The following is a 21,064-nucleotide window of genomic DNA, read 5'->3' as shown; positions in this document are numbered from 1 at the left end:
TCGCTCTCCACCGTGCTGGGCGCCACGCTGCGTTCGGATGACACCGCGTGCAACGGCAACAGCGCTGCGCACGCCAACACGGTTGCGTCGTCGTGCCATAGCGACCTGTGGGTGCAGTACAGCGCCGGCAGCGATTCGCTCACCGGCAGCAACGGCATGAACAGTTCGGTGTTCGGGCTGCAGGGCGGTTTCGATCACGCAGTGGGCGATGCGCTGCACGTGGGCGTGGAAGCCGGCTTCGATCGCATCAACGGCAGTGATCGCAACGACGGTAATGGCAACATCGACAATGTACACGGCGGTTTGTATGCCTATGCCAACGCCGGTGCGGTGGTGCTGTCCGGCCTGATCGACGAAACCCACAGCAGCTACCGCGTATATCGCCAGACCGGTATTGGCCACAGCGTGGCGCATCCTGACGGCACTACCACATCCGCGGCGTTGCAAGCCGCATGGCCGGTTGCCGCGGCGGAGTGGCAAATCACGCCGGCGCTCGGTGCGCTCTATCAACACCAGACGTTGGATGCCTTCGGCGAAACCGTGTCGAGCAACAATCCGTTGGCTTCGGCTTTTGCGGTGCAAGCTGCGCACAGCACGTACACCACGCTTCAGCCATATGCACGCGTGCAGTTTTCGCGTTCGTTCGTGGCGCAGGGCATCAGCTACGTGCCGCAGTTCGACGTGGGCTACCGCTACAACGCGCACGGCGGCGACGCCGTGGTGCAGGCCACTAGCCAGGACGGCACGGCGTTCGCCATGCCGGGTGCATCGTTGGGCGGTGGCATGGCGACGGTGGGCGCACGCATCACCGCGCAGGCGGGTGCCTCGTGGAGCTTGTACCTGGACTACCAGGGTCAGTTCGCCAATCACGTCAATGACAACGCGTTGAGCGTGGGCTTTAGCAAGAAGTTCTAAGTAGCGTTGTTCCCGCCCCTGCGTGCAGGGGCGGGTTGATGTCGGTCGTTTGAAGACATAGTGAACGGCAAGATCGCTATGATCGCCACCGATTGTGTTTTCACCTGGAACATCGATGCGCGCTTTCAACGTCCAATGGGTATTCGGCAGCATCACGCCAGGCTTGCGCCGCCAGATCGTCGCGTTCTGGTTGCAAGAGGGTGCGTTGACGAATCCGGATGAAGCGTGGCGCCGTTCGTTCGAAGTGGCGTGCGTACTGCACGAGGAAGAAAGCGGAAACCTTGCCGGCGTGTGCACGGTTGGCATCAGCCTGGACGATCAGCAGCGATCGTATGGTTTCGTGCGCATCTTCGTTCGCCCGAGCAGCCGGCACGTGGGCCTGAATGTCCGCGTGATGGAGCGGATGATTGAAGGGTTCGCCGAACTCGCGCAAGAGCCGGGCGGTCCACGTCGGCTGGTGGCGACGATCGAGAATCGCAAGCTCGAACGGCGTGCGGCGCAACGGCTACTGGCGCGCCTCGGGTTCGTGCACGTCGGTGTGGCGGCGAATGGTGAGCGGGTCATGCAGCGGATGTTGGTGGCATAACGAGCCACGTGGAAACAGGGCTTCGTAGGCATCGTTCGCAAGCTGAAGCGCCGGTAGCATCACTCAACCCGCCGTCTTGAATGCCCTCGCCAACGTGCGCAACACGCTGCGCGAGCCGCTGTCCGTCAGGTTCGAATACAGGAACACGTTTGGCACGGGCAGCGCGGGCAGCTTGAGCGCCGGCCCGACATCCATGGTTCCCTGCGGCGTGGCGGCGCGCGCCAATACGGCCACCGCCAGGCCCGCCGCAGCGGCGGCGCCGAGCGCTGCGGCGCCCTGGCCTATGTAGACTTCCTTCCAGCGGATGCCGGCACGATCGAGCAGGCGCACGGCCTGGTTGCGGATGCTGCAGTGCTCGCCTTGCGTGGCCAGCGGAATCGGTTCGCAGATGCGGTTGGCCGCCTCGATGGAGGCGACCCAGCCATAGGGTTCGGCGAAGAGCTTCTCGCCACGCCGGCGGATGTCGTCGAACTGGATGATCAGCGCAGCGTCCAGCGTGCCGGCGTCGAGCGAGCCCAGCAATTCGCGCGAGCCGGCGATGCGCAGTTCGAACTGGATCTGCGGCTGCTGGCTGTGCATATGGCGCAGCACTGCTGGCAGCTGCATGCCTGCAATCTGATGGCTCAGCCCGATGACCAGCCGCCGCTGTGGCGCATGCAGCGTGCCGATGGCCTGTTCGTGAGCGTCGACGAGTGCGCGCGCCGCATCCAGAAAAACCGCGCCTTCGGCGGAAAGGCGCACTTGCCGCGGCGTGCGTTCGAGCAAGCGGCGACCTATGTGTTCCTCGAGCTTCTTCAATTTCAGGCTGAGCGCGGATTGCGTGCTGTTCAAAGCCTCGGCGGCGCGGGTGAAGCTGCGCATCTGCGCGATCCATACGAAGGCGCGCACCGCTTCCATGTCCAGCATCCGGGTGGAATCAGTCATGTGAAATTCGAATCATTGAAAGCGGATGCGATAGGTATATCACATGACCGATCACCGCTAGCCTTTGCCGCATGACACATCGGACAACACCGCTATGAAACGATCGAGCTGGTCCATTCTGGTCGGAACACTACTGGGCAACCTGATCCTCCCGGTCTCGGCCGCGCTGGCCATGCCGCCCGTGATGCCGCCCACGCTGGCCGGAACCTGGACGCTGGCGGCGGCGGACGTATTGCATGCGGATGGCTCGCGTACCTCCGATTTCGGCGCTAGGCCCAAGGGCCTGCTGCTGATCGACAAGCAAGGGCATTACTCGTTGCAAATTTTCAGCGCCGATCGTCCGCGTTTCAGCGGCGCCGACAAGGCCAAGGGCAGCGATGTCGAATACAAGGCTGCCGTGATGGGCTCCAGCACGCATTTCGGCACTGTCAGCGTGGATTCGGCGCGTAGCGAACTGGTCTTTCGCATTGAAGGCGCCTCATATCCCAATTGGGAAGGCCAAGAGCAGCACCGTCAATACGAATTGAAAGGCGACGTGCTGAGCTATCGCGTGCCGCCGCGTCCGAACGGCGATGTGCCGATTTCGGTATGGCGGCGTGTCGATGCAACGACGGACGGCCACTGAAAGCACTGCCATAGTTTTGTCATGTGCGGCGCTTAGGGTGGCTGGACGATTCAGCGATTGAGTTCTCCAGCGAATGGCCCTTACGCGGCGTGATTTTCTCCGCAGCGCCGGTGTGCTCGTCGGCGCGTATACGTTCGCCGATGTCTGGTCCCAGGCACGCGCATCCATGCCGATGGCGATGCCGGCGCGAACCAGTGCGGCCATGCTGGCGGCGCCCAAGGTGGCGCTGGTCAACCCGAGCTCGCTGGCGCGCTACGTCGATCCGCTTCCCGTGCCAAAGCTGGCGCGCGCATCCGGCGCGCGCGCGCACCTGGCATATCCCGGCCGCACGTTGCCGTGCTATCGCATGACGATGCGCGCGTGCAAAGTACGCTTGCATCGCGATCTACCGGCGACGCCGATGTGGGGCTACGAGGGCCAGTTTCCCGGTCCGACCGTCGAAGCGCGGCGTGGCGAACCGCTATTGATCGAATGGATCAACGGCTTGCCGTCGAAGCATTTCCTGCCCGTCGATCACACCATCCACGGCGCGGAACGCGACAAGCCGGAAGTGCGCGCGGTCACGCACGTACATGGCGCGCGTGCGCCAGCCAAATCCGATGGTTTTCCGGAAGACTGGTACCCGCCAGGGCATTCGGCGCTGTACCACTATCCAAACGGACAGGATGCGGCCACGCTGTGGTACCACGATCACGCGATGGGCATCACCCGGTTGAACATCTACGCCGGCTTGTTCGGCGCCTACATCGTGCGTGATGCGGAAGAGCAGGCGCTCAATCTGCCTGCGGGTGATTACGACATTCCGCTGATGCTATGCGATCGGCTCGTTGCCCAGGATGGGCAGCTCTACTATCCCGTGTCGGATGACCCGCATGCGCCGTGGGTGATGCAATGCCTCGGCAATCTCGTGCTGTGCAACGGCAAGGTTTTTCCCTATCTCGAAGTCGAGCCGAGGCGTTATCGCTTCCGCCTGATCAACGTCGCCAACACGCGCTTCTTCGATCTGTCGCTATCGCACGATCAAGCCATGCAGCAGATCGCCAGCGATCAAGGTTTGCTGCCTGCGCCATTGGAGCGCGCGCGTATCGAACTCTATCCCGCCGAGCGTGCGGACGTGGTGATCGACTTCGCCGGCTTTGCCGGTAAATCCGTGCAATTGCGCCATGAATCGCAAGGCATCGTAGAGTTTCGCGTTCATGCTCAAAGTCATCGCGATACCTCCGCGTTACCTGCAACGCTGCGCCCGATCACACGCATCGATCCGGCCACCGCCGCGCGCGAACGCGTTCTCACGCTCAACGAAACCGACGACGCCAATGGCAATGCGATGCAGATGCTGCTCGACGGCAAGCGCTGGTCCGATCCGGTCACCGAAAATCCGCGCCAGAACAGTATCGAAACCTGGAGCTTCGTCAACCTTACCGGTGACGCGCACCCGATCCATCTGCATCTGGTGCGTTTCCAGGTGATCGATCGCCGGCCGTTCGATCTGTTCGCATGGAATGCCCACCGCAAGCTCGTATTCACGGGCCCCGCCATGCCACCTGAACCGCAAGAACTTGGCTGGAAGGATACGGTACGCGCCGACTCCGGCATGGTCACGCGCATCGCCATGCGCTTTGAAGGCGAACCCGGCCGCTACGTCTGGCATTGCCATTTCCTCGAGCACGAGGACAACGAAATGATGCGGCCGTTCGAGGTACTGTCCGCGCAATCGTAAAGAGCGCGTCAATGCGGCATGCCTATCGTCACCTTTGTCGCAACACTGTCATCACTTCATGACGTGATGTCGCGCTCCTGCCAACGTCGCGTCACATGAGCGGCGCAGACTTCCCGGCGGTCTGCGGGGATTAGAGCCTGTCCAAGACCTCAGCGCAGCCCGCATGGCCCCTGAGTGACCGCCATGCGGCCGCGCGCGGCTTGACCAGACAACCAGTCTGGCGCTGCGCCACGCACGACCACCTGACGAGCACTCAGGGGCCATGCAAACCACGTTGAGGTCTTGAACAGGCTCTACCTCGCAGACCGTAATCAGGGGGATTACTCGATTGCAGGCTTTCGCGACATGCCAGCAGGAGACACCAGTTATGCCCACGAAGTATGGCCGTACCCGGTTGAAACCCTTTGTACTTTGCGCGCTCGTTACCAGCCTCGTCGGCGTGGCGAATGCGCAGAATGCCGATCAATCCAATGACGCAAAATTTCGCGCCAACGTACCTGCCACCGCCATCAAGCCGGTAAGCGGCCAACCCGGTGGTGCCGTCACGCTCTACAGCCCGGATTCCGCGGATGCGAGCAATCGCACGCGCACGCCGATCAAGCATGTGATCCTGCTGATCGGTGAAAACCGCACCTTCGATCACGTGTTTGCCACCTATACGCCGCCGAAAGGACAAACGGTGGAGAACCTGCTGTCCGAAGGCATCGTGAAAGCCGACGGCACGCCCGGCCCGAACGTGGCCAAGGCGCAGCAGTGGCAGGCGAGCCAGACCGGTGATTATTCGCTCGCGCCCAAGCACACCAGTGCGTATGCCAACCTGCCGGTGATGAACACCGGTGGCGCGCCCACGCAGGCTTATCTTTCTTCGGTTGCGCAAGCCGAAGCGATCGAACCGGCTTTGCCGACGGACTACTATCCCTTTCTCGCCGAAGGTGGCACGGGACTGCCGAACGACGTGCAGGACACGCGCTTCCCTGCCACGCTGGCGAATGCTCCGGTCGATATGCATGCTTCGATCAGCTACAACGACTATGCCAACAGCCCGGTGCACCGCTTCTTCCAGATGTGGCAGCAGCTCGATTGCAGCATGAGCCACGCGACGTGGAAGAATCCCAGCGGCTGTCGCGCGGATCTGTTCCCATGGGTGGAAGTGACCATGGGTGCCGGCAACAACGGCAAGACCCAGCCGGCCAACTTCACGGATCAAACCACCGGTGAAGGCTCCACCTCCATGCAGTTCTTGAACATGGCGCAGGGTGATGCGCCGTACTTCAAGCAGTTGGCCGAGCAATACGCGCTCAGCGACAACTTCCACCAGTCGGTGATGGGCGGCACGGGTGCCAACCACATCATGCTGGGCTTCGGTGACGCGATCTATTACGCCGATGCGAACGGTGACCCCGTCGTACCGCCGACCAACCAGATCGAAAACCCGAACTCGCAGTCGGGCACCAACAACTGGTGGGTGCAGGACGGCTACAGCGGCGGTTCCTATGTGAACTGCTCCGATGACAGCCAGCCGGGTGTCGGCGCCGTGCGCAAATATCTCAAGAGCCTGCCGTACGACGCTTTCCGCCACGGCGACTGCAAGAAGGGCGCGTATTACCTGGTGAACAATTACAACCCCGGCTATCTGGGCGATGGCACGCCGGCACCGCTGGGCGCGGATCAATTCACCATTCCGCCGACCAAGCAACAGAACCTCGGCCTGCTGCTGTCGCGTCGTCACGTCAGCTGGAAGTACTACGGTGAAGGCTGGGATGGCGGCAAGGAAGACGGCGAAGCCGGCACTTTCTGCAACATCTGCGATCCGTTCCTGTACTCCACGCAGATCATGACCAACCCGGCCCTGCGCGCGAACAACCAGGATCTCAACAACCTCTTCAGCGACATCCAGAACGGCACCCTGCCGGCCGTGGCCATCGCCAAGCCGGATGGACTTCTGGACGGCCATCCAGCTTCAAGCAAGCTGGAGTTGTTCGAAGGTTACGCGCAGAAGATCATCGACGCGGTGAAGGCCAACCCGAAGCTGTGGGACAACACCGCCATCATGATCACCTTCGATGAAGGCGGCGGCTACTACGACTCCGGCTACGTGCAGCCGATCGACTTCTTCGGCGACGGCACGCGTATTCCCTTGCTGGTGGTGTCGAAGTACTCGCAAGGTGGCCACGTGGTGCACACCTACTACGATCACGTGTCCTTCGACAAATTCGTGGAAGCCAACTGGGATCTGGATGAAACCATCTCCCATCGCAGCCGCGACAACCTGCCGAACCCGATCTCGCTACCCAACAACCCGTATGTGCCGCTCAATGCACCGGCCATCGGCGACCTGATGGACATGTTCAACTTCCATCGTCATTGGGATGGCGACAGCAGCGATGCTGTAACAAAAAACTGAGTAAGCTCTGATGTATGCCCTGCCTGCGAAAGCGGGCAGGGCATTTCTTTCACTTACGCTGCCTATCCACGATGACCTTGTTCGCACGCTCTACCGTTCACCTGAGCCGCTGGTCCAACCCCGTCGCCGCGCTGATGCTGATCGGCGCATCCGCCGCCGTCAGCACTGGCGTGCACGCCGATCCGGCCGATTTCCAGGCCATGCCGGGGTTGTGGAAGATTACGCTGCACACGCTCAAGGGCGTCCACGCGCAGGACCAAGTGAAATGGAAATGCTTCTACGATGGTGCCGATCCGTGGACCACGTTTGCCGACAGCTCGCAGCCTGAAACCAATTGCCAACGTAGTGGCGAACATCGCACGAACGTCGCGCTGGCATGGCAGGTGAACTGCGGCAGGCACAAAGGTGCCGCGCACATCGAGCTCGATTCGGCCCAGCATTTTTCCGGCAAGGTGATGCTGGACGGAACCCCGGCGCTGGACGTCGACGGCAAGCGCTACGCGGCTTGCACCGGACCTGCCGATTGATGCCTTCGGTATAGCCGCGGGCGGAAGCGGACGCGCAAATTCGGCGCGTCCGCAGCGTTGGCCAACAGAGCTCACCGATCGGTTGCCTGCCGTGGATGCACGGGCAAAGCGATGCAGCGGTCTTCACGTTTCCACCACGTTACCAAGCTCAAGTTAATCGGCGAATTCAAGGAATGGCTGTCCGGGCCAGCGTCAGACCGGACAAGAACGCAGGCGCAACGCCTGGGTGTGACAGGACGACCAACAAAGGGGAAACAACATGCTTTTCGCCAAAGGCGTAAAAGCCAGTGCCGTCGCGGCATTGGTGATAACAAGTGCTGTTGTCAATGCGGGCACCTTTCCGGATTATGGCTACCAGCCGCCGGCAACCTACACGGGTCCGCTGTTCCATTTGAGTCAGAACTATCCGGCAACGCCGCCGAGCGGACCGGTGCCGGCGTTCTTCAAGCTGCTGCCCGCCAAGCTCACCAACAACTTCGAGCAATGGCGGCCGTACGTGGATGCGGTCAAGCAGTATTGCCTGGAAGGCAACGTCGAGAACGACTGGGACGTGCAGAAGAACACCATTCGGCATTGGTATCACATGCCATGGCAACACTACGGACCGCTGGGACGCGAAGGCATCCACGGGCTTACCAAGGAAGCGCAGATCCAATCCAAGCAGCTTGCACCGACGCAGGTCACGACCGGACAGACCTACGCCGTGGGCATCTACAACGACGTTGGCGCCTATACCATCGGGCAGGTCTGGAAGAATCCGCAGGATCCCGATCCGAACGTTACCTCCAAGCCCAACAGCTTCCATGACGGAACCGTGGTGTGCAAAGCGCTGTTTGCCGACATCGACCTCAAGCAGGTGCCGTTCCTGGTCAATCCGGTGTTGTGGCAGGCCTATATCACCGACAGCTTCGATTCGGCCAATCGCGAGATCAAGAACGTCGCCCTGATCCAGATGGATTTCGCCGTGCGCGATAGCCGCGTGCCGGGCACAGGCTGGGTCTTCGGTACGTTCCAGTACAACGGTGCCATCACCGGCAAGCCGGGCTGGGACAACCTGGTGCCGGTGGGAGTGATGTGGGGCAACGATCCGGAAAACAACGGCAACGACTACACCAACAAGCAACCTACCGTTACCAAGATCAACCCGACCATTATGGAATCGGCGATCAATGCCAAGCCCGAGTTGCCGCCCACGCACCTGGGTTGGAATGGACGTCTGAATGGTCCGGTCGACAACCCGGTCAGCTCTTGCATGAGCTGCCACATGACCGCCGAAAGCCCGCAGCTTTCACCGATGAATCCCACCTTCCAGGCGCCGGACAAAGTACCGCCCGTGGGCTCGAAGGAATGGATGCGCTGGTTCCAGAATGAAGAAGCCGGCGTGCCGTTCGATGCAGTAGCGCTGAGTACCGACTACAGCCTGCAGCTGGCTGGCGGCATCGCCAATTTCTATGACTGGAAGTGCGACCAAGGCGGCGTGTTCGTCGGCGGCGGCAACGCGTGTCAACAGGCGCGCAATTTTCGCTTGAAGCTGATGAAGTCGGCTAAGCCGCCGGCCAAGGTGTTCAAGGTGGAACGCGATCCGGCGCTTAACGACATTCATTGACCCATCGTACGGTCAGAGTGCGAACCGGGCTGCTCATCAAGCGAGCGGCCCGGCTCGTGATGCACTGCAGTGATTATTCGCAGAACGGACGGCATTTTTCGCGTAGATTGCGTTGTGCAGTGGCACACCGAAAAACTCCTGGTTTTCTCGGCGCTTTTTCGAGTCAAGCAAGTGGGCGCTCCTTGATCTCACCTTAACAATCGGCCGAGTAGATTCCGGACCGCAAGGGACAGGGGGCACGTGGGTTCCATGGGGATGGATGGCAGTGATACGTGGTTGAGACGACGAGCCGAAAGCTCATCGGCGGATGACGTTGTCCGCGGGTCGCAGGATGACATCGCGTTACGCGCCGCCACGGATGCGGACATGGATTTTCTTCGCGATGTGTTTTCGTCCACGCGGAGGCAGGAATTCATGAGTGCGGGCATGCCGCTCGAACAAGCCGAGACGCTGCTTGCCAGCCAGTTTTCCATCCAGCACGACTATTACCGCCGGCATTATCCACATGGTCGTTTTGACATCATCATGCGCGGTGAGAGAAACGTCGGCCGGCTTTACCACGATTGGAACGGTGACGTTGTCCAGCTGATCGATATCGCACTGTTGCCGGCGTATCGCGGCGAAGGCATCGGCACGCGCCTGATGCGCGCGATCGTGGCCGAAGTGGCGCGAAAACATAGGCCCATGCAGCTGTTTGTGGAATTCAACAATCCGGTTCGCACGCTGTATCGCCGGCTTGGATTCGTGCCGACCGGTGAAAACGGTATCTACGAACTGATGCATCGGCGTGCCATGCCCTTTGACGATGAAGGGGCGCGGGCGTCAGTAAGAGGTTTGAACCATCACTTTCAGTAGTCGACGTTTGCATGACGTTGGCGGCATGGCCGCGAACGCAACAAGGGGGGGCAAATGCAGGCTGTTCCAACTCATGAAGCACTCATGGCATCGCTACACCAATCGTTCGTGCTGGAAACAGCCGATGGCCGTCGCGTAGAGGCGCGCCTGGCCGCTGCGCCGGTCGGCGTCGCGATGGATGAAACGTATGTCAGCTATTCGGCGATTTTCGAGCTGCCCGTTGGCATCTGGCTTCCCCAGGATACCTATCGCATTACGGCGCCCGATGGCGCGTCCTGGGATTTGCTTGCCACGCCGACGCGGCCCAGCGCCAATGGCCAGGCCAACTTGGCTGCAGTCATGCATTACCTGCGTTCCAACGACACCGCATAGCACGGCACAGAACCGTCGTGCCGGGTAGCGACGTCATCATTCGATCCTTCACTTTCTAGCAGGGGAACATTATGAGCGATCCGTTTCTTGGAGAAATTCGTTTTGTTGGCTTCACCTTCGCGCCGGTCGGCTGGGCTCTGTGCAATGGAGCCCTGATGTCGATCAGCCAGAACAATGCGCTGTTCGCCTTGTTGGGTACAACCTATGGCGGCAATGGCCAAAGCACGTTCGGCCTGCCTGATCTGCAAGGACGCACGCCCGTCGGCACGGGCACCGGCCTGGGGCTTAGTCCGGTAGTGTCTGGCCAGAAGGCAGGCACCGAATCCGTCACGCTCACCATCAACAACATGCCCGCGCACACGCATACGGCGCAAAGCAGCGGAAGCCTGTCGGTAAGCGGCAGTGTTTCGGTTCCGGCTTGCTCGTCGCCGACTTCCGGCACCGTGACGGCAACCCCCGGACCGACCACGGTTTTGGGATCGATCAGCGCCGGTGGCCGGCCAGGCGAGCTGTACACCACAACCGCAGCCAACACCAATCTCCTGCCTTTTACGCTGCAGTCGACCGGTACGCTCCCTGCGATCAACATCGGTACCACCGGCGGCAGTACGCCGGTTTCGGTGCAATCGCCCTACCTCGGTCTCACGGCCATCATCGCGTTGCAGGGCATTTACCCGACCCGCTCCTGAGCCTTGATCGCGGCCATGCATGGCCTGCGTTCCAATATATCGACCCGTGCGGCGCAGCGCCGCCGCACGGGTGGTGACATAACCACTCGATCCTTCACTTTCAAGCAGGGGGAACATCATGAGCGATCCGTATATCGGCGAAATTCGTTTTGTCGGCTTTACGTTCGCGCCCGTCGGCTGGGCCCAATGCGCTGGCAATTTGATATCGATCGTCCAAAACCAGGCGCTGTTCGCCTTGTTGGGGACGGTCTACGGAGGCAATGGCCAAAGCACGTTCGGTCTGCCTGATCTACGCGGACGCTCGCCGGTCGGCACAGGCACGGGTATGGGGCTTGCCACGGTAGATCCCGGCGAGATGGGCGGCAGTGAGTCCATCCAGCTCACCCTCAGCAACCTGCCTGCGCATACGCATACGGCGCAAAGCAGCGGAAGCCTGTCGGTAAGCGGCAGTGTTTCGGTACCGGCTTGCTCGTCGCCGACTTCCGGCACCGTGACGGCAACCCCCGGAGCGACCACGGTGTTGGGATCGGTCAGCGCCGGTGGCCGGCCAGGTGAGTTGTACACCACGACCGCGGCCAATACCAACCTGAAGCCTTTTACGCTGCAGTCGAACGGTACGCTCCCTGCGATCAACGTGGGTACCACGGGCGCCAGCCAGCCGTTTTCGGTGCAGTCCCCCTACCTCGGTCTCACGGCCATTATTTCGATGCAGGGCATTTTCCCAACGCGGGGTTGAACCAACGGATGTCCAGTCTTCACGCCTCGCCGTCTGCGTTTCGCGTGGCGGCAGGCGTCTGGACTCGAATTGGATTGTGCAAAATTCCCGTAGGCTTCTTCGCGCATCTGACACGCCTGGTCAGTTTCCGGGTGCGCTGGATGTCATTTCCGCGAAGAAATGCAGGTTCTACGCCGCGAAAGCTTTGTCCGCCTTGGCGTGTGCCTTTACGGGCGAAGGGAAATCTAGCGTGGCATAAATCTTGATTGCGCTGTCTGCGGTGGTTGGGTAAATTTCCGGCCGGCAAGCTTCACGCAAGCTCGTCCGGGGAGCGGTAAGCTGTGTCAGAGCACCGTTGCGCGCCGGGGTGTGGAGTGCGTAGGTTCAGGCGGGTGTTCACAAATGGAGGTGCCGGATGGGTAGAGGCCGGCAAGGGGAGCAGCAGGGTATGACATTGCGTTAGGCGTCCGGCCGTGAACCGGAGTCGGCGCATAGGGCTGCAACACAGGCCACAGCGACATCAGGGGGAGATGTGGCGCGCGTCCTTACTTATGCGGTACTGGCCGTCAGCACAGGCCAAATGATTTTTTCAAAAACATCGAATGGCCGGCGCGGTGAGTCGGTCCATGCCGCGTGCCGGACCTCTACTGCGTTGTCCCGCCGTGTACTACGCCACCCTGTATTCGCTAGCGAACAGCCGCTCACAAGAGCGATTGCGTCGCACGTGCACCCCGTGCGGTGCGCCGCTATTGGAGAGTTGTCGTTATGAAGAAGGCTCTGGAATTTCTCAAGCGGCTCGGTATGCGCGACCAGCGCAGCACTTCAAAGGCGGTTGCGCCGGCGCCCTTGCTGATGGTGCTTGAGCCTCGCATTGTTTATGACGCATCGGTCGCGGCGGCCGGCATGGCGCAGCACCATGTCGAAGTCAACGCGCACATCGCTGGCATTCGGCCCCAGATCGTGCATGCGACCGAACTGGCCGCGGCAGTGGGGAGCGACGGCGCAACCCAAGCGCACGCCAGCACGCCTGCACGTAGCCTGGCCCAGGCGAACCGTGATATGACCAGTAGCCCCCAGGCCAGCCAAGTGGTTTTCATCAACTCCAACGTGGCCAACTATCAACAGCTGATCACGGGACTGCCGGCCGGCACACGCTATGTGGTACTGAACGCCGATACCGATGGTCTTCAGCAGATCGCCCAGTACCTGCAACAGCACCACGATGTGAGCGCGATCCACCTCATCTCGCACGGGGCGGACGGCGAATTTCAGGTCGGCGACACGTGGCTCACCGAAGGTGACCTGTCAGCACATAGCGCCGAGCTTGCGCAGATCGGCGCGGCCATGAAGCCCGGCGGTGATTTTCTGATTTACGGTTGTGACGTCGCCGAAAACGCGGACGGCAAGGCATTCGTGCAGCAGATCGCCTCGATTTCCGGATTGAACGTGGCGGCGTCGACCGATGCGACAGGTGCGGCGGCGTTGGGCGGCGATTGGGTGCTTGAATACGATGCGGGCGCTGTACATACGCGGGTGATCTTTTCAACTGCGGCCGAGCAGCAATATGGCGCATTGTTGGCGGTGACGGATGAAACGTATGACAGCCAACTGGGCTACGTTACGCCAGGCGGCGCTACGGGCGTTACGTCGTTTTCGCTCGATGGCTTCACGTACACGATGGATCAGCCCGTCGAGTTTGCCGTTGACAGTACAACTGTCAATCAAGGCGGCACGCCGCCGTTGAGCACGGGTCCGACCGATGGGGTGCTGTTCGGCAATGTGCAGGGCACGCAATTGACATCGATGACGATGGCTTTGACAAACGGCGACAAGATGGCTGTCCAGAGTTTCGATGTCGACACATTCGGTGGAGCGGTGACGATCGAGGGACTCAATGCGTCCGGTAGCATCGTCGCGTCAGTTGCCATTACCGGTTCCACGAGTCATGTGGACCTTTCGAGCAACGCAGGGTTTTCCGGCATTACCACCCTGAAATTCGTCGAGACGGACGGATTTTTCCTGTCGCCGACGTTCAACAACTTCGCCTATGTCGATCTGTCGTCGCCACCGACCATGACGGCCAGCGGCGGCAGCACGTCCTTTGTCGAAGCTGACAACGTCGCCTCCACGCCCGTTGTGATCGACAACGGAATCACCTTGAGCGATGGCGATGCGACCACTGCGAAGCATGGCACGGTCAGTATCACCAGCAATTTCGCGAGCGGCCAGGACTCGCTGGCGTTCGTAAATACCAATTCCGCGACCTACGGTGATATCAGCGCCTCTTACAGCAGCGGGACCGGTGTGTTGACCCTGACGTCGACGAGCGGCACCGCCACTATCGCTCAATGGCAGAACGCGTTCCGTGCAGTGACCTACACGGATACGACAGTGTCGCCGAATACGGCAACGCGCACGATCAGCTTTGAGTTGACGAGCGACGCCTATTTCACGTCCAGTAATACGGTGACAAAGAACGTGACCGTCACGGCAACGGATCAAACGCCGATCGTGCATACGACGGGCGGGATGACGACGTATTACTCGGGTGGGTCCAGCGCGACCATCGACAGCAGCGTCACTGTCAGCGATCTGGACAACACCACGCAAGCATCAGGGACGGTATCGATCAGCGGAGGGTTCCATAGCGGCGATACGCTGAACTTCACCAACGATGGCTCGACGATGGGCAACATCTCGGGCTCATATAACGCAGCGACGGGTGTGCTGACACTGACCTCTTCTGGCGCCACGGCCACCGATGCGCAATGGCAACATGCGCTGTCGGAGGTAACGTTCTCGACCTCAAGCACGACGCTCGGCAATCGCACGATTTCGTTCACGACGAACGACGGCACGAAGACAAGCGCTGCGGCGACCGACACGATCAATGTCGTCAATCCCGTTCAGATCACGACGGATTCCGGCTCGGCCGCGTTTGTGGCGGGAGACAACGCGACCTCCATCCCTGTTGCGGTCGACTCAGGCCTGACATTGAGCGATGCTGCAATCGGTACGCTCTCGTCGGCAACAGTCGCGATCACGGGCGGCTTTGCGAGCGGACAAGACCGGCTCGCGTTCACGAACACGAACGCTACGACGTTCGGCAACATTGCGGCGTCGTACAGTTCCGCGACAGGTGTGCTGACACTGACGTCGGCCGGTTCGACGGCGACGGTCGCGCAATGGCAAAGCGCGCTGCAAGCGGTGACTTACACCGACACGGCGGTTACCCCGAACAACGCGACGCGTACGGTCAGCTTCGCGGCGACGGACAGTCTGGGCAATACGAGTGCCACGACTACGCGCACGGTGACCGTGACAGACACGGATCAAACGCCGATCGTGACGACGACGGGCGGCACGACGAGTTATGTGGGCGCAACATCGGCCGTGACGATCGATAGCGGTATCGTGGTCAGCGATCTGGACAATACGACGCAGGCATCGGGGACGGTATCGATCACCGGAGGGTTCCATAGCGGCGATACGCTGAACTTCACGAACGACGGTGCGACGATGGGCAACATCTCGGGCTCGTACAACGCGGCCACAGGGGTGCTGACACTGGCGTCATCCGGTGCGACGGCAACCCTTGCGCAGTGGGATAGCGCGCTTCGCTCGGTGATGTTCTCAAGCACGAGCACGACGTACGGCAATCGCACGATTTCGTTCGCGACGAGCGACGGCACGAAGACGAGCGTGGCGGCGACTGACACGGTCACGATCACCGCGCCGCCGGTGATCACGACCGATTCGGGTTCGGCTGCATTCGTGGCGGGCGATAACACGGTGTCGACGCCGGTAGTGATCGATTCGGGCTTGACGGTGACCGATGGCAGCGCGACGACGCTGGGCACGACGACCGTTGCGATCACGGGTAACTTCCATAGCGGCGAGGACGTGCTCGCCTTCACGAACGACGGCGCGACGATGGGCAACATCTCGGGCTCGTATAACGTGGCCACGGGCGTATTGACGTTGACGTCGGCGAGCCATATCGCAACGCTGGCGCAATGGCAGAGCGCGCTGCAGTCGGTGACGTACACCGACACGGCCGTCACGCCGAACAATGCGACGCGTACGATCAGCTTCACCTCGGTCGACGGGGCAGGCAATACGAGCGCCACGGCGACGCGCACGGTAACGGTGACGGACACCGATCAAACGCCGATCGTGACGACGACGGGCGGCACGACGAACTACGTTGGCGGCACGACCGCCGCGACGATCGATGGCAGCATCACGGTCAGCGATCTGGACAATACGACGCAATCGACCGGTACTGTCTCGATCACGAGTGGCTTCCACAGTGGCGACACGCTGACGTTCGTCAATACGAACTCGACGACATTCGGTAATATCGTTGCTTCGTACAACGCGGGAACGGGTGTGTTGACGCTAACCTCGTCGGGCGCCACGGCTTCCGACGCGCAGTGGGCCAGCGCGTTGTCATCGGTGACGTTCTCCAGCACAAGCACCACCTACGGCAACCGCACGATTTCCTTTGCAACCAGCGACGGCACGAAGACGAGCGCGGCGGTGACCGACACGGTCAACATCACGGCGCCGCCGACGATCACGACCGATTCGGGTTCGGCCGCGTTCGTGGCGGGCGACAACACGGCGTCGACGCCCGTGGTAATCGATGCGGGTGTGGCGGTCACCGATGGCAGCGCGACGACGCTGGGCACGACAACGGTCGCGATCACGGGCAACTTCCATAGCGGCGAGGACGTGCTCGCCTTCACGAACGACGGTTCGACGATGGGCAACATCGTCGTCCAGTCGTATAACGCCGCGACGGGCGTGCTGACACTGACTTCTTCCGGCGCGACGGCGACGCTGGCGCAATGGCAGAGCGCGCTGCAATCGGTGACGTATACCGACACGGCCGTTACGCCGAACAATGCGACGCGTACGATCAGCTTCACCACCGTGGATGGTGCGGGTAATACGAGCGCCACGGCCACGCGCACGGTGACGGTGACGGACACGGATCAAACGCCGATCGTGACGACGACGGGCGGCACGACGAACTACGTTGGCGGCACAGCCGCCGCGACGATCGATGGCGGCATCTCGGTCAGCGATCTGGACAACACCACGCAATCGTCGGGCACGGTATCGATCAGCGGAGGGTTCCATAGCGGCGATACGTTGAACTTCACCAACAATGGCTCGACGATGGGCAACATCGCGGCCTCGTACAACGCGGCCACGGGCGTGCTGACGCTGACATCATCGGGTGCGACGGCGACCGACGCGCAGTGGTCCCACGCGTTGAGCGCCGTGACATTCTCAGCCGGCTCGAGTGCGACGCCGGGTAATCGCACGATTTCGTTCACTGTCAACGACGGCATCAAAAACAGCGCGGCGGGGACGGATACGGTGGCATTGCTTGGTCCACCTACCATCGTGACCGATTCGGGTTCGGCTGCGTTCGTGGCGGGCGACAATGTGACGTCCATGCCCGTCGTCATCGATTCGGGATTGAGCCTGACGGACGGCACGTCGCCGACATTGGCTTCGGCTACCGTTGCGATCACCGGCAACTTCCATAGCGGCGAGGACGTACTCACGTTCACAAACACGAGTTCGGCGACATTCGGCAACATTGCGGCGTCCTACAACGCGGCGACAGGTGTGCTGTTGCTGACGTCTTCCGGCGCATCGGCGACGCTTGCGCAGTGGCAGGCGGCGCTCGATGCGGTGACGTACACCGACACGGCCATCACGCCCAACAACGCAACGCGCACCATCAGCTTCCAAGCTATCGACACCGGCGCCTTTCTGAGCAACACGGCCACGCGCACGGTCACGGTCACTGATACCGACCAGACGCCAATCGTGGCGACCACGGGTGGAACCACAAACTACGTAGGCGGTACGTTGGCCACGACGATCGACAGCGGGATCTCGGTCAGTGACAGCGATAACAGCACGCAATCAGTGGGCAGCGTCTCGATTACCTCGGGCTTCCACAGTGGCGATACGCTTAGCTTCACGAATACCAGCTCGGCCACCTTCGGCAATATCATCGGTTCGTACAACTCGGCTACCGGCGTGTTGACGCTGACCTCGTCGGGTGCCTCGGCCTCTGATGTGCAGTGGGCTAATGCACTTTCCGCCGTAACGTTCTCAGCGAGCACGACGGCGACGCCTGGCGACAGGACGATCGCCTTCACGACCAATGACGGCATCAAGACGAGCGCCGCGGCCACCGATACAGTGGATGTGCTCGCTCCACCGGTCATTACGACAGATGCCGGTTCCGCCTCATTCGCGGCCGGCGACAACACGACCTCGACGCCGGTGGCAATCGATTCGGGCCTAACCATCACGGACGGTGGGGCATCGACGCTGGCCACCGCCACCGTATCGGTTACGGGCAACTTCCACGCCGGTGAGGACGTGCTGGCGTTCATCAATGACGGCACGACGATGGGCAACATCAGCGCTTCGTACGATGCAGCCACGGGCGTGCTGACACTGACCTCAGCGGGTGCCACAGCCACGCTCACGCAATGGCAAACCGCACTCGACTCGGTCACCTACACGGATACCGCCATCACGCCGAATACGGCGACGCGCACGATCAGCTTCGCCGTGGTAGATGCAGGCGCTGTAACGAGCAATACAGCCACGCGCACGGTAACAGTGGCCGATACGGACCAGACGCCGATCGTAACGACTTCGGGTGGCTCGGCGGCTTTTGTGGCGGGTGACAATACCGTGTCGACACCCGTGGTGATCGATGGCGGCATCACCGTGTCCGATCGCGACAACACCACGCTGGCGTCGGCCACCGTGGCCATCACCGGCAATTTCCACAGCGGCGAAGACGTGCTGGCGTTCACCAATGACAGCGCGACGATGGGCAACATCACCGCGTCGTACGATCCGGCGACTGGCGTGCTCACGCTTACCTCGTCCGGCGCGACGGCAACGGCCGCGCAGTGGCAAGCAGCGCTGGCTTCGATTACCTATACCGATACGGCCATCACGCCGAACAATGCTGCGCGCACGATCAGTTTTACTGTCAACGATGGTGTGGAGAACAGTGCCGCGTCGACGCGCGCGGTCACTGTCACCGATACGGACCAGACGCCCATCATCACGACTTCGGTTGGAAGCGTTTCGTTTGTAGCCGGAGATAACACGGTCTCGACACCAGTGTTGATCGATACCGGCATCACGCTGTCGGACCGCGACAACACCACGCTGGCGTCGGCCACCGTGGCCATTACCGGCAATTTCCACAGCGGCGAGGACGTACTCGCATTTACCAACGACGGCGCGACGATGGGCAACATCAGCGCGTCGTACGACGCGGCGACCGGGGTACTCACGCTTACTTCCTCCGGTGCTACGGCGACACTGTCGCAGTGGCAGTCGGCGCTGGATTCGATCACCTATACCGATACCGCCATCACGCCGAACAACGCCACGCGGACGATCAGCTTTGCTGTCAATGATGGTGTGAAGAGCAGTGCCGCGGCGATACGGTCGGTCACGGTTACCGAGACCGATCAAACACCCATCATTACGACGTCGGGCGGAAGCGCCTCATTCACCGCTGGCGACAACACCGTATCGACACCCATGCAGATCGATACCGGCATCACGCTGTCGGACCGGGACAACACCACGCTGGCTTCAGCTACGGTGGCTATTACCGGCAACTTCCACGCCGGTGAAGACGTACTCGCATTCGCTAACGACGGCGCCACGATGGGCAACGTCACCGCGTCGTACGATGCGGCGAGCGGCGTGCTCACGCTTACATCCTCGGGTGCTACGGCGACATTGGCGCAATGGCAGGCAGCGCTGAAGTCGATCACCTATACCGATACCGCCATCACGCCGAACAACGCCACGCGCACGATCAGCTTCACCATCAACGATGGCGTCAAGACCAGCCTGGCAGCGATGCGCTCGGTGACGGTCACCGACGTCGACCAGACACCTGTCGTCACGACTTCCAGCGGCATCGCGGTCTTCGGCGGCATCGGGCATACCGCGCCGGTGTTGATTGATCCTGGCATTACCGTCTCCGACCGTGACAACACCACGCTTGCAAGCGCCACCGTATCCATCGTCTCCGGTTTCCACCGCGGTGAGGACCGCTTGTTGTTCGTCAACAACAGCACGTCCACGGGCAACATCATCGGCTCATACGATGTGTCGACGGGTATATTGACGCTCACGTCTGCTGGCGATACGGCCACGCTGGCGCAATGGCAAGCTGCGCTGGCCTCGGTAGCGTATACGGATACGTCGCTCACGGCTGCTGCTGGCAACCGGACCATCGCCTTTGTGGTAAACGACGGCACGGTAGATAGTGCTGCCGCGACGCGCGCAATCACTGTCAACGCGGGCTTCAAGGGCGTGACCTCTGTGCCGGCTGAGCCTCCTGTGCTACCCGTTGCACCGACGACAGCAGAGACGGTGGATGTTTTGGCGAGCGAACCCGTCGTGCTGGATGCACTCGCACCAGAACTCGTACCAGGTCAACCCACGCTGCTTTTCCATACGGCAACTTTCACCGCCCCAAGCGCGCAACAAAACAGCCGTCCTGACGTGCTGGGCGAGACGCAGGTCAAGGGGCAGCCAATGGCGTTGCCCAAGTCAATCGTCGCGCCATTCAACGTGCCGGTTGTTACCGAACATCAAGCTGCTGCGCCGGGAGCCAGGTTCGCGCTGGCGCTTACCCCATGGGTGAGCGAAAACGCGAGAATCGTTGCCGTGACACAGGCCAATGGTCGCGCGCTGCCAAGTTGGGCGCACTACGACGCGGCCACCGGCCAGTTGCAAGGCCATGCGCCAGCACGCGGACACGGGCCACGCGAATTGCGCCTGCTCGTGGCCATGCGTGACCAAGAAGGACATCAGTCGTATCGCGAAATCGTGCTCGATTTCGGCAATGGCCACACGTCTCACGCCAAGCTTCATCGCGGTACGCAGCATGTACCAACTATTGCCACAAAGCCCTCGCTGAGTGAGCAGTTCGAACGCGAGCGGCGCAGCTTCCATGTCGTTCGTTCTGTACCCATGCAGCATGAAGATTCGACGCCCGCAGTGCGCTCTTCGATGTCTGCCACGCACACTTGACACGATCATAGA

At 61.3% G+C, this 21,064-nt stretch carries 13 protein-coding genes; 12 read left to right on the top strand and 1 reads right to left on the bottom strand.

Going from position 1 to position 21,064, the window contains the following annotated elements:
• Together VJR68_RS09600 and VJR68_RS09595 are read left to right on the top strand one after the other, a co-directional pair.
• Window positions 1-915 (top strand): autotransporter outer membrane beta-barrel domain-containing protein (locus VJR68_RS09600; protein ID WP_324147449.1); only part of this gene is annotated, 915 nt, incomplete at its 5' end.
• Window positions 916-1,030: 115 nt separating this feature from the next.
• The gene (locus VJR68_RS09595; protein ID WP_324147448.1) at window positions 1,031-1,501 is read left to right on the top strand and encodes a GNAT family N-acetyltransferase; all 471 of its coding nucleotides are present in this window, start codon (window positions 1,031-1,033) and stop codon (window positions 1,499-1,501) included.
• Window positions 1,502-1,564: 63 nt separating this feature from the next.
• On the opposite strand, the gene VJR68_RS09590 is transcribed toward VJR68_RS09595, so the two are convergent.
• The gene (locus tag VJR68_RS09590) at window positions 1,565-2,425 is read right to left on the bottom strand and encodes a LysR family transcriptional regulator (RefSeq protein ID WP_324147447.1); all 861 of its coding nucleotides are present in this window, start codon (window positions 2,423-2,425) and stop codon (window positions 1,565-1,567) included.
• A 94-nt stretch (window positions 2,426-2,519) separates the two neighbouring features.
• Here VJR68_RS09590 and VJR68_RS09585 point away from each other — a divergent pair, with 94 nt between their 5' ends.
• From VJR68_RS09585 to VJR68_RS09540, 10 genes are all read left to right on the top strand, one after another.
• Window positions 2,520-3,050: a lipocalin-like domain-containing protein gene (locus VJR68_RS09585; protein ID WP_324147446.1), complete on the top strand. Its 531-nt coding sequence runs from the start codon at window positions 2,520-2,522 to the stop codon at window positions 3,048-3,050.
• Window positions 3,051-3,123: 73 nt separating this feature from the next.
• Window positions 3,124-4,770: a multicopper oxidase family protein gene (locus VJR68_RS09580; RefSeq protein ID WP_324147445.1), complete on the top strand. Its 1,647-nt coding sequence runs from the start codon at window positions 3,124-3,126 to the stop codon at window positions 4,768-4,770.
• A gap of 367 nt (window positions 4,771-5,137) precedes the next feature.
• Window positions 5,138-7,174: an alkaline phosphatase family protein gene (locus VJR68_RS09575; protein WP_324147444.1), complete on the top strand. Its 2,037-nt coding sequence runs from the start codon at window positions 5,138-5,140 to the stop codon at window positions 7,172-7,174.
• Window positions 7,175-7,245: 71 nt separating this feature from the next.
• Complete coding sequence (locus VJR68_RS09570) at window positions 7,246-7,701, top strand: hypothetical protein (RefSeq protein WP_324147443.1); 456 nt, start codon at window positions 7,246-7,248, stop codon at window positions 7,699-7,701.
• A gap of 259 nt (window positions 7,702-7,960) precedes the next feature.
• Window positions 7,961-9,307 carry a hypothetical protein gene (locus VJR68_RS09565; protein WP_324147442.1) on the top strand — a complete coding sequence of 449 codons (1,347 nt, stop codon included), beginning with the start codon at window positions 7,961-7,963 and terminating at the stop codon, window positions 9,305-9,307.
• A 249-nt stretch (window positions 9,308-9,556) separates the two neighbouring features.
• A complete protein-coding gene (locus tag VJR68_RS09560) occupies window positions 9,557-10,162 on the top strand; it encodes a GNAT family N-acetyltransferase (protein WP_324147451.1) in 606 nt (201 codons plus the stop codon).
• A 54-nt stretch (window positions 10,163-10,216) separates the two neighbouring features.
• Window positions 10,217-10,534 (top strand): DUF6916 family protein, encoded by a 318-nt coding sequence (locus VJR68_RS09555; RefSeq protein ID WP_414647763.1) that lies wholly within the window; start codon window positions 10,217-10,219, stop codon window positions 10,532-10,534.
• A 71-nt stretch (window positions 10,535-10,605) separates the two neighbouring features.
• Entirely contained in the window at window positions 10,606-11,223 is a 618-nt protein-coding gene (locus VJR68_RS09550) for a phage tail protein (protein WP_324147440.1), read from the top strand.
• A gap of 118 nt (window positions 11,224-11,341) precedes the next feature.
• Window positions 11,342-11,959, top strand: a complete 618-nt coding sequence (locus VJR68_RS09545) for a phage tail protein (RefSeq protein ID WP_324147439.1) — start codon at window positions 11,342-11,344, stop codon at window positions 11,957-11,959.
• 744 nt (window positions 11,960-12,703) lie between these two features.
• Complete coding sequence (locus tag VJR68_RS09540; RefSeq protein ID WP_324147438.1) at window positions 12,704-21,052, top strand: DUF4347 domain-containing protein; 8,349 nt, start codon at window positions 12,704-12,706, stop codon at window positions 21,050-21,052.
• Window positions 21,053-21,064 lie beyond the last annotated feature (12 nt).

The sequence above is a fragment of the Dyella sp. genome, from assembly GCF_035277725.1.
In the GTDB taxonomy this organism is placed as follows: domain Bacteria; phylum Pseudomonadota; class Gammaproteobacteria; order Xanthomonadales; family Rhodanobacteraceae; genus Dyella_B.
The sequence above is the reverse complement of the archived record's forward strand: the minus strand, read 5'-3'. Positions and strand labels throughout refer to the sequence as shown.

Coding starts and splice junctions, on each gene's coding strand:
- VJR68_RS09595 (WP_324147448.1), top strand. CDS start 1,031: ATGCGCGCTTTCAACGTCCAATGGGTATTCGGCAGCATCACGCCAGGC.
- VJR68_RS09590 (WP_324147447.1), bottom strand. CDS start 2,425: ATGACTGATTCCACCCGGATGCTGGACATGGAAGCGGTGCGCGCCTTC.
- VJR68_RS09585 (WP_324147446.1), top strand. CDS start 2,520: ATGAAACGATCGAGCTGGTCCATTCTGGTCGGAACACTACTGGGCAAC.
- VJR68_RS09580 (WP_324147445.1), top strand. CDS start 3,124: ATGGCCCTTACGCGGCGTGATTTTCTCCGCAGCGCCGGTGTGCTCGTC.
- VJR68_RS09575 (WP_324147444.1), top strand. CDS start 5,138: ATGCCCACGAAGTATGGCCGTACCCGGTTGAAACCCTTTGTACTTTGC.
- VJR68_RS09570 (WP_324147443.1), top strand. CDS start 7,246: ATGACCTTGTTCGCACGCTCTACCGTTCACCTGAGCCGCTGGTCCAAC.
- VJR68_RS09565 (WP_324147442.1), top strand. CDS start 7,961: ATGCTTTTCGCCAAAGGCGTAAAAGCCAGTGCCGTCGCGGCATTGGTG.
- VJR68_RS09560 (WP_324147451.1), top strand. CDS start 9,557: ATGGGGATGGATGGCAGTGATACGTGGTTGAGACGACGAGCCGAAAGC.
- VJR68_RS09555 (WP_414647763.1), top strand. CDS start 10,217: ATGCAGGCTGTTCCAACTCATGAAGCACTCATGGCATCGCTACACCAA.
- VJR68_RS09550 (WP_324147440.1), top strand. CDS start 10,606: ATGAGCGATCCGTTTCTTGGAGAAATTCGTTTTGTTGGCTTCACCTTC.
- VJR68_RS09545 (WP_324147439.1), top strand. CDS start 11,342: ATGAGCGATCCGTATATCGGCGAAATTCGTTTTGTCGGCTTTACGTTC.
- VJR68_RS09540 (WP_324147438.1), top strand. CDS start 12,704: ATGAAGAAGGCTCTGGAATTTCTCAAGCGGCTCGGTATGCGCGACCAG.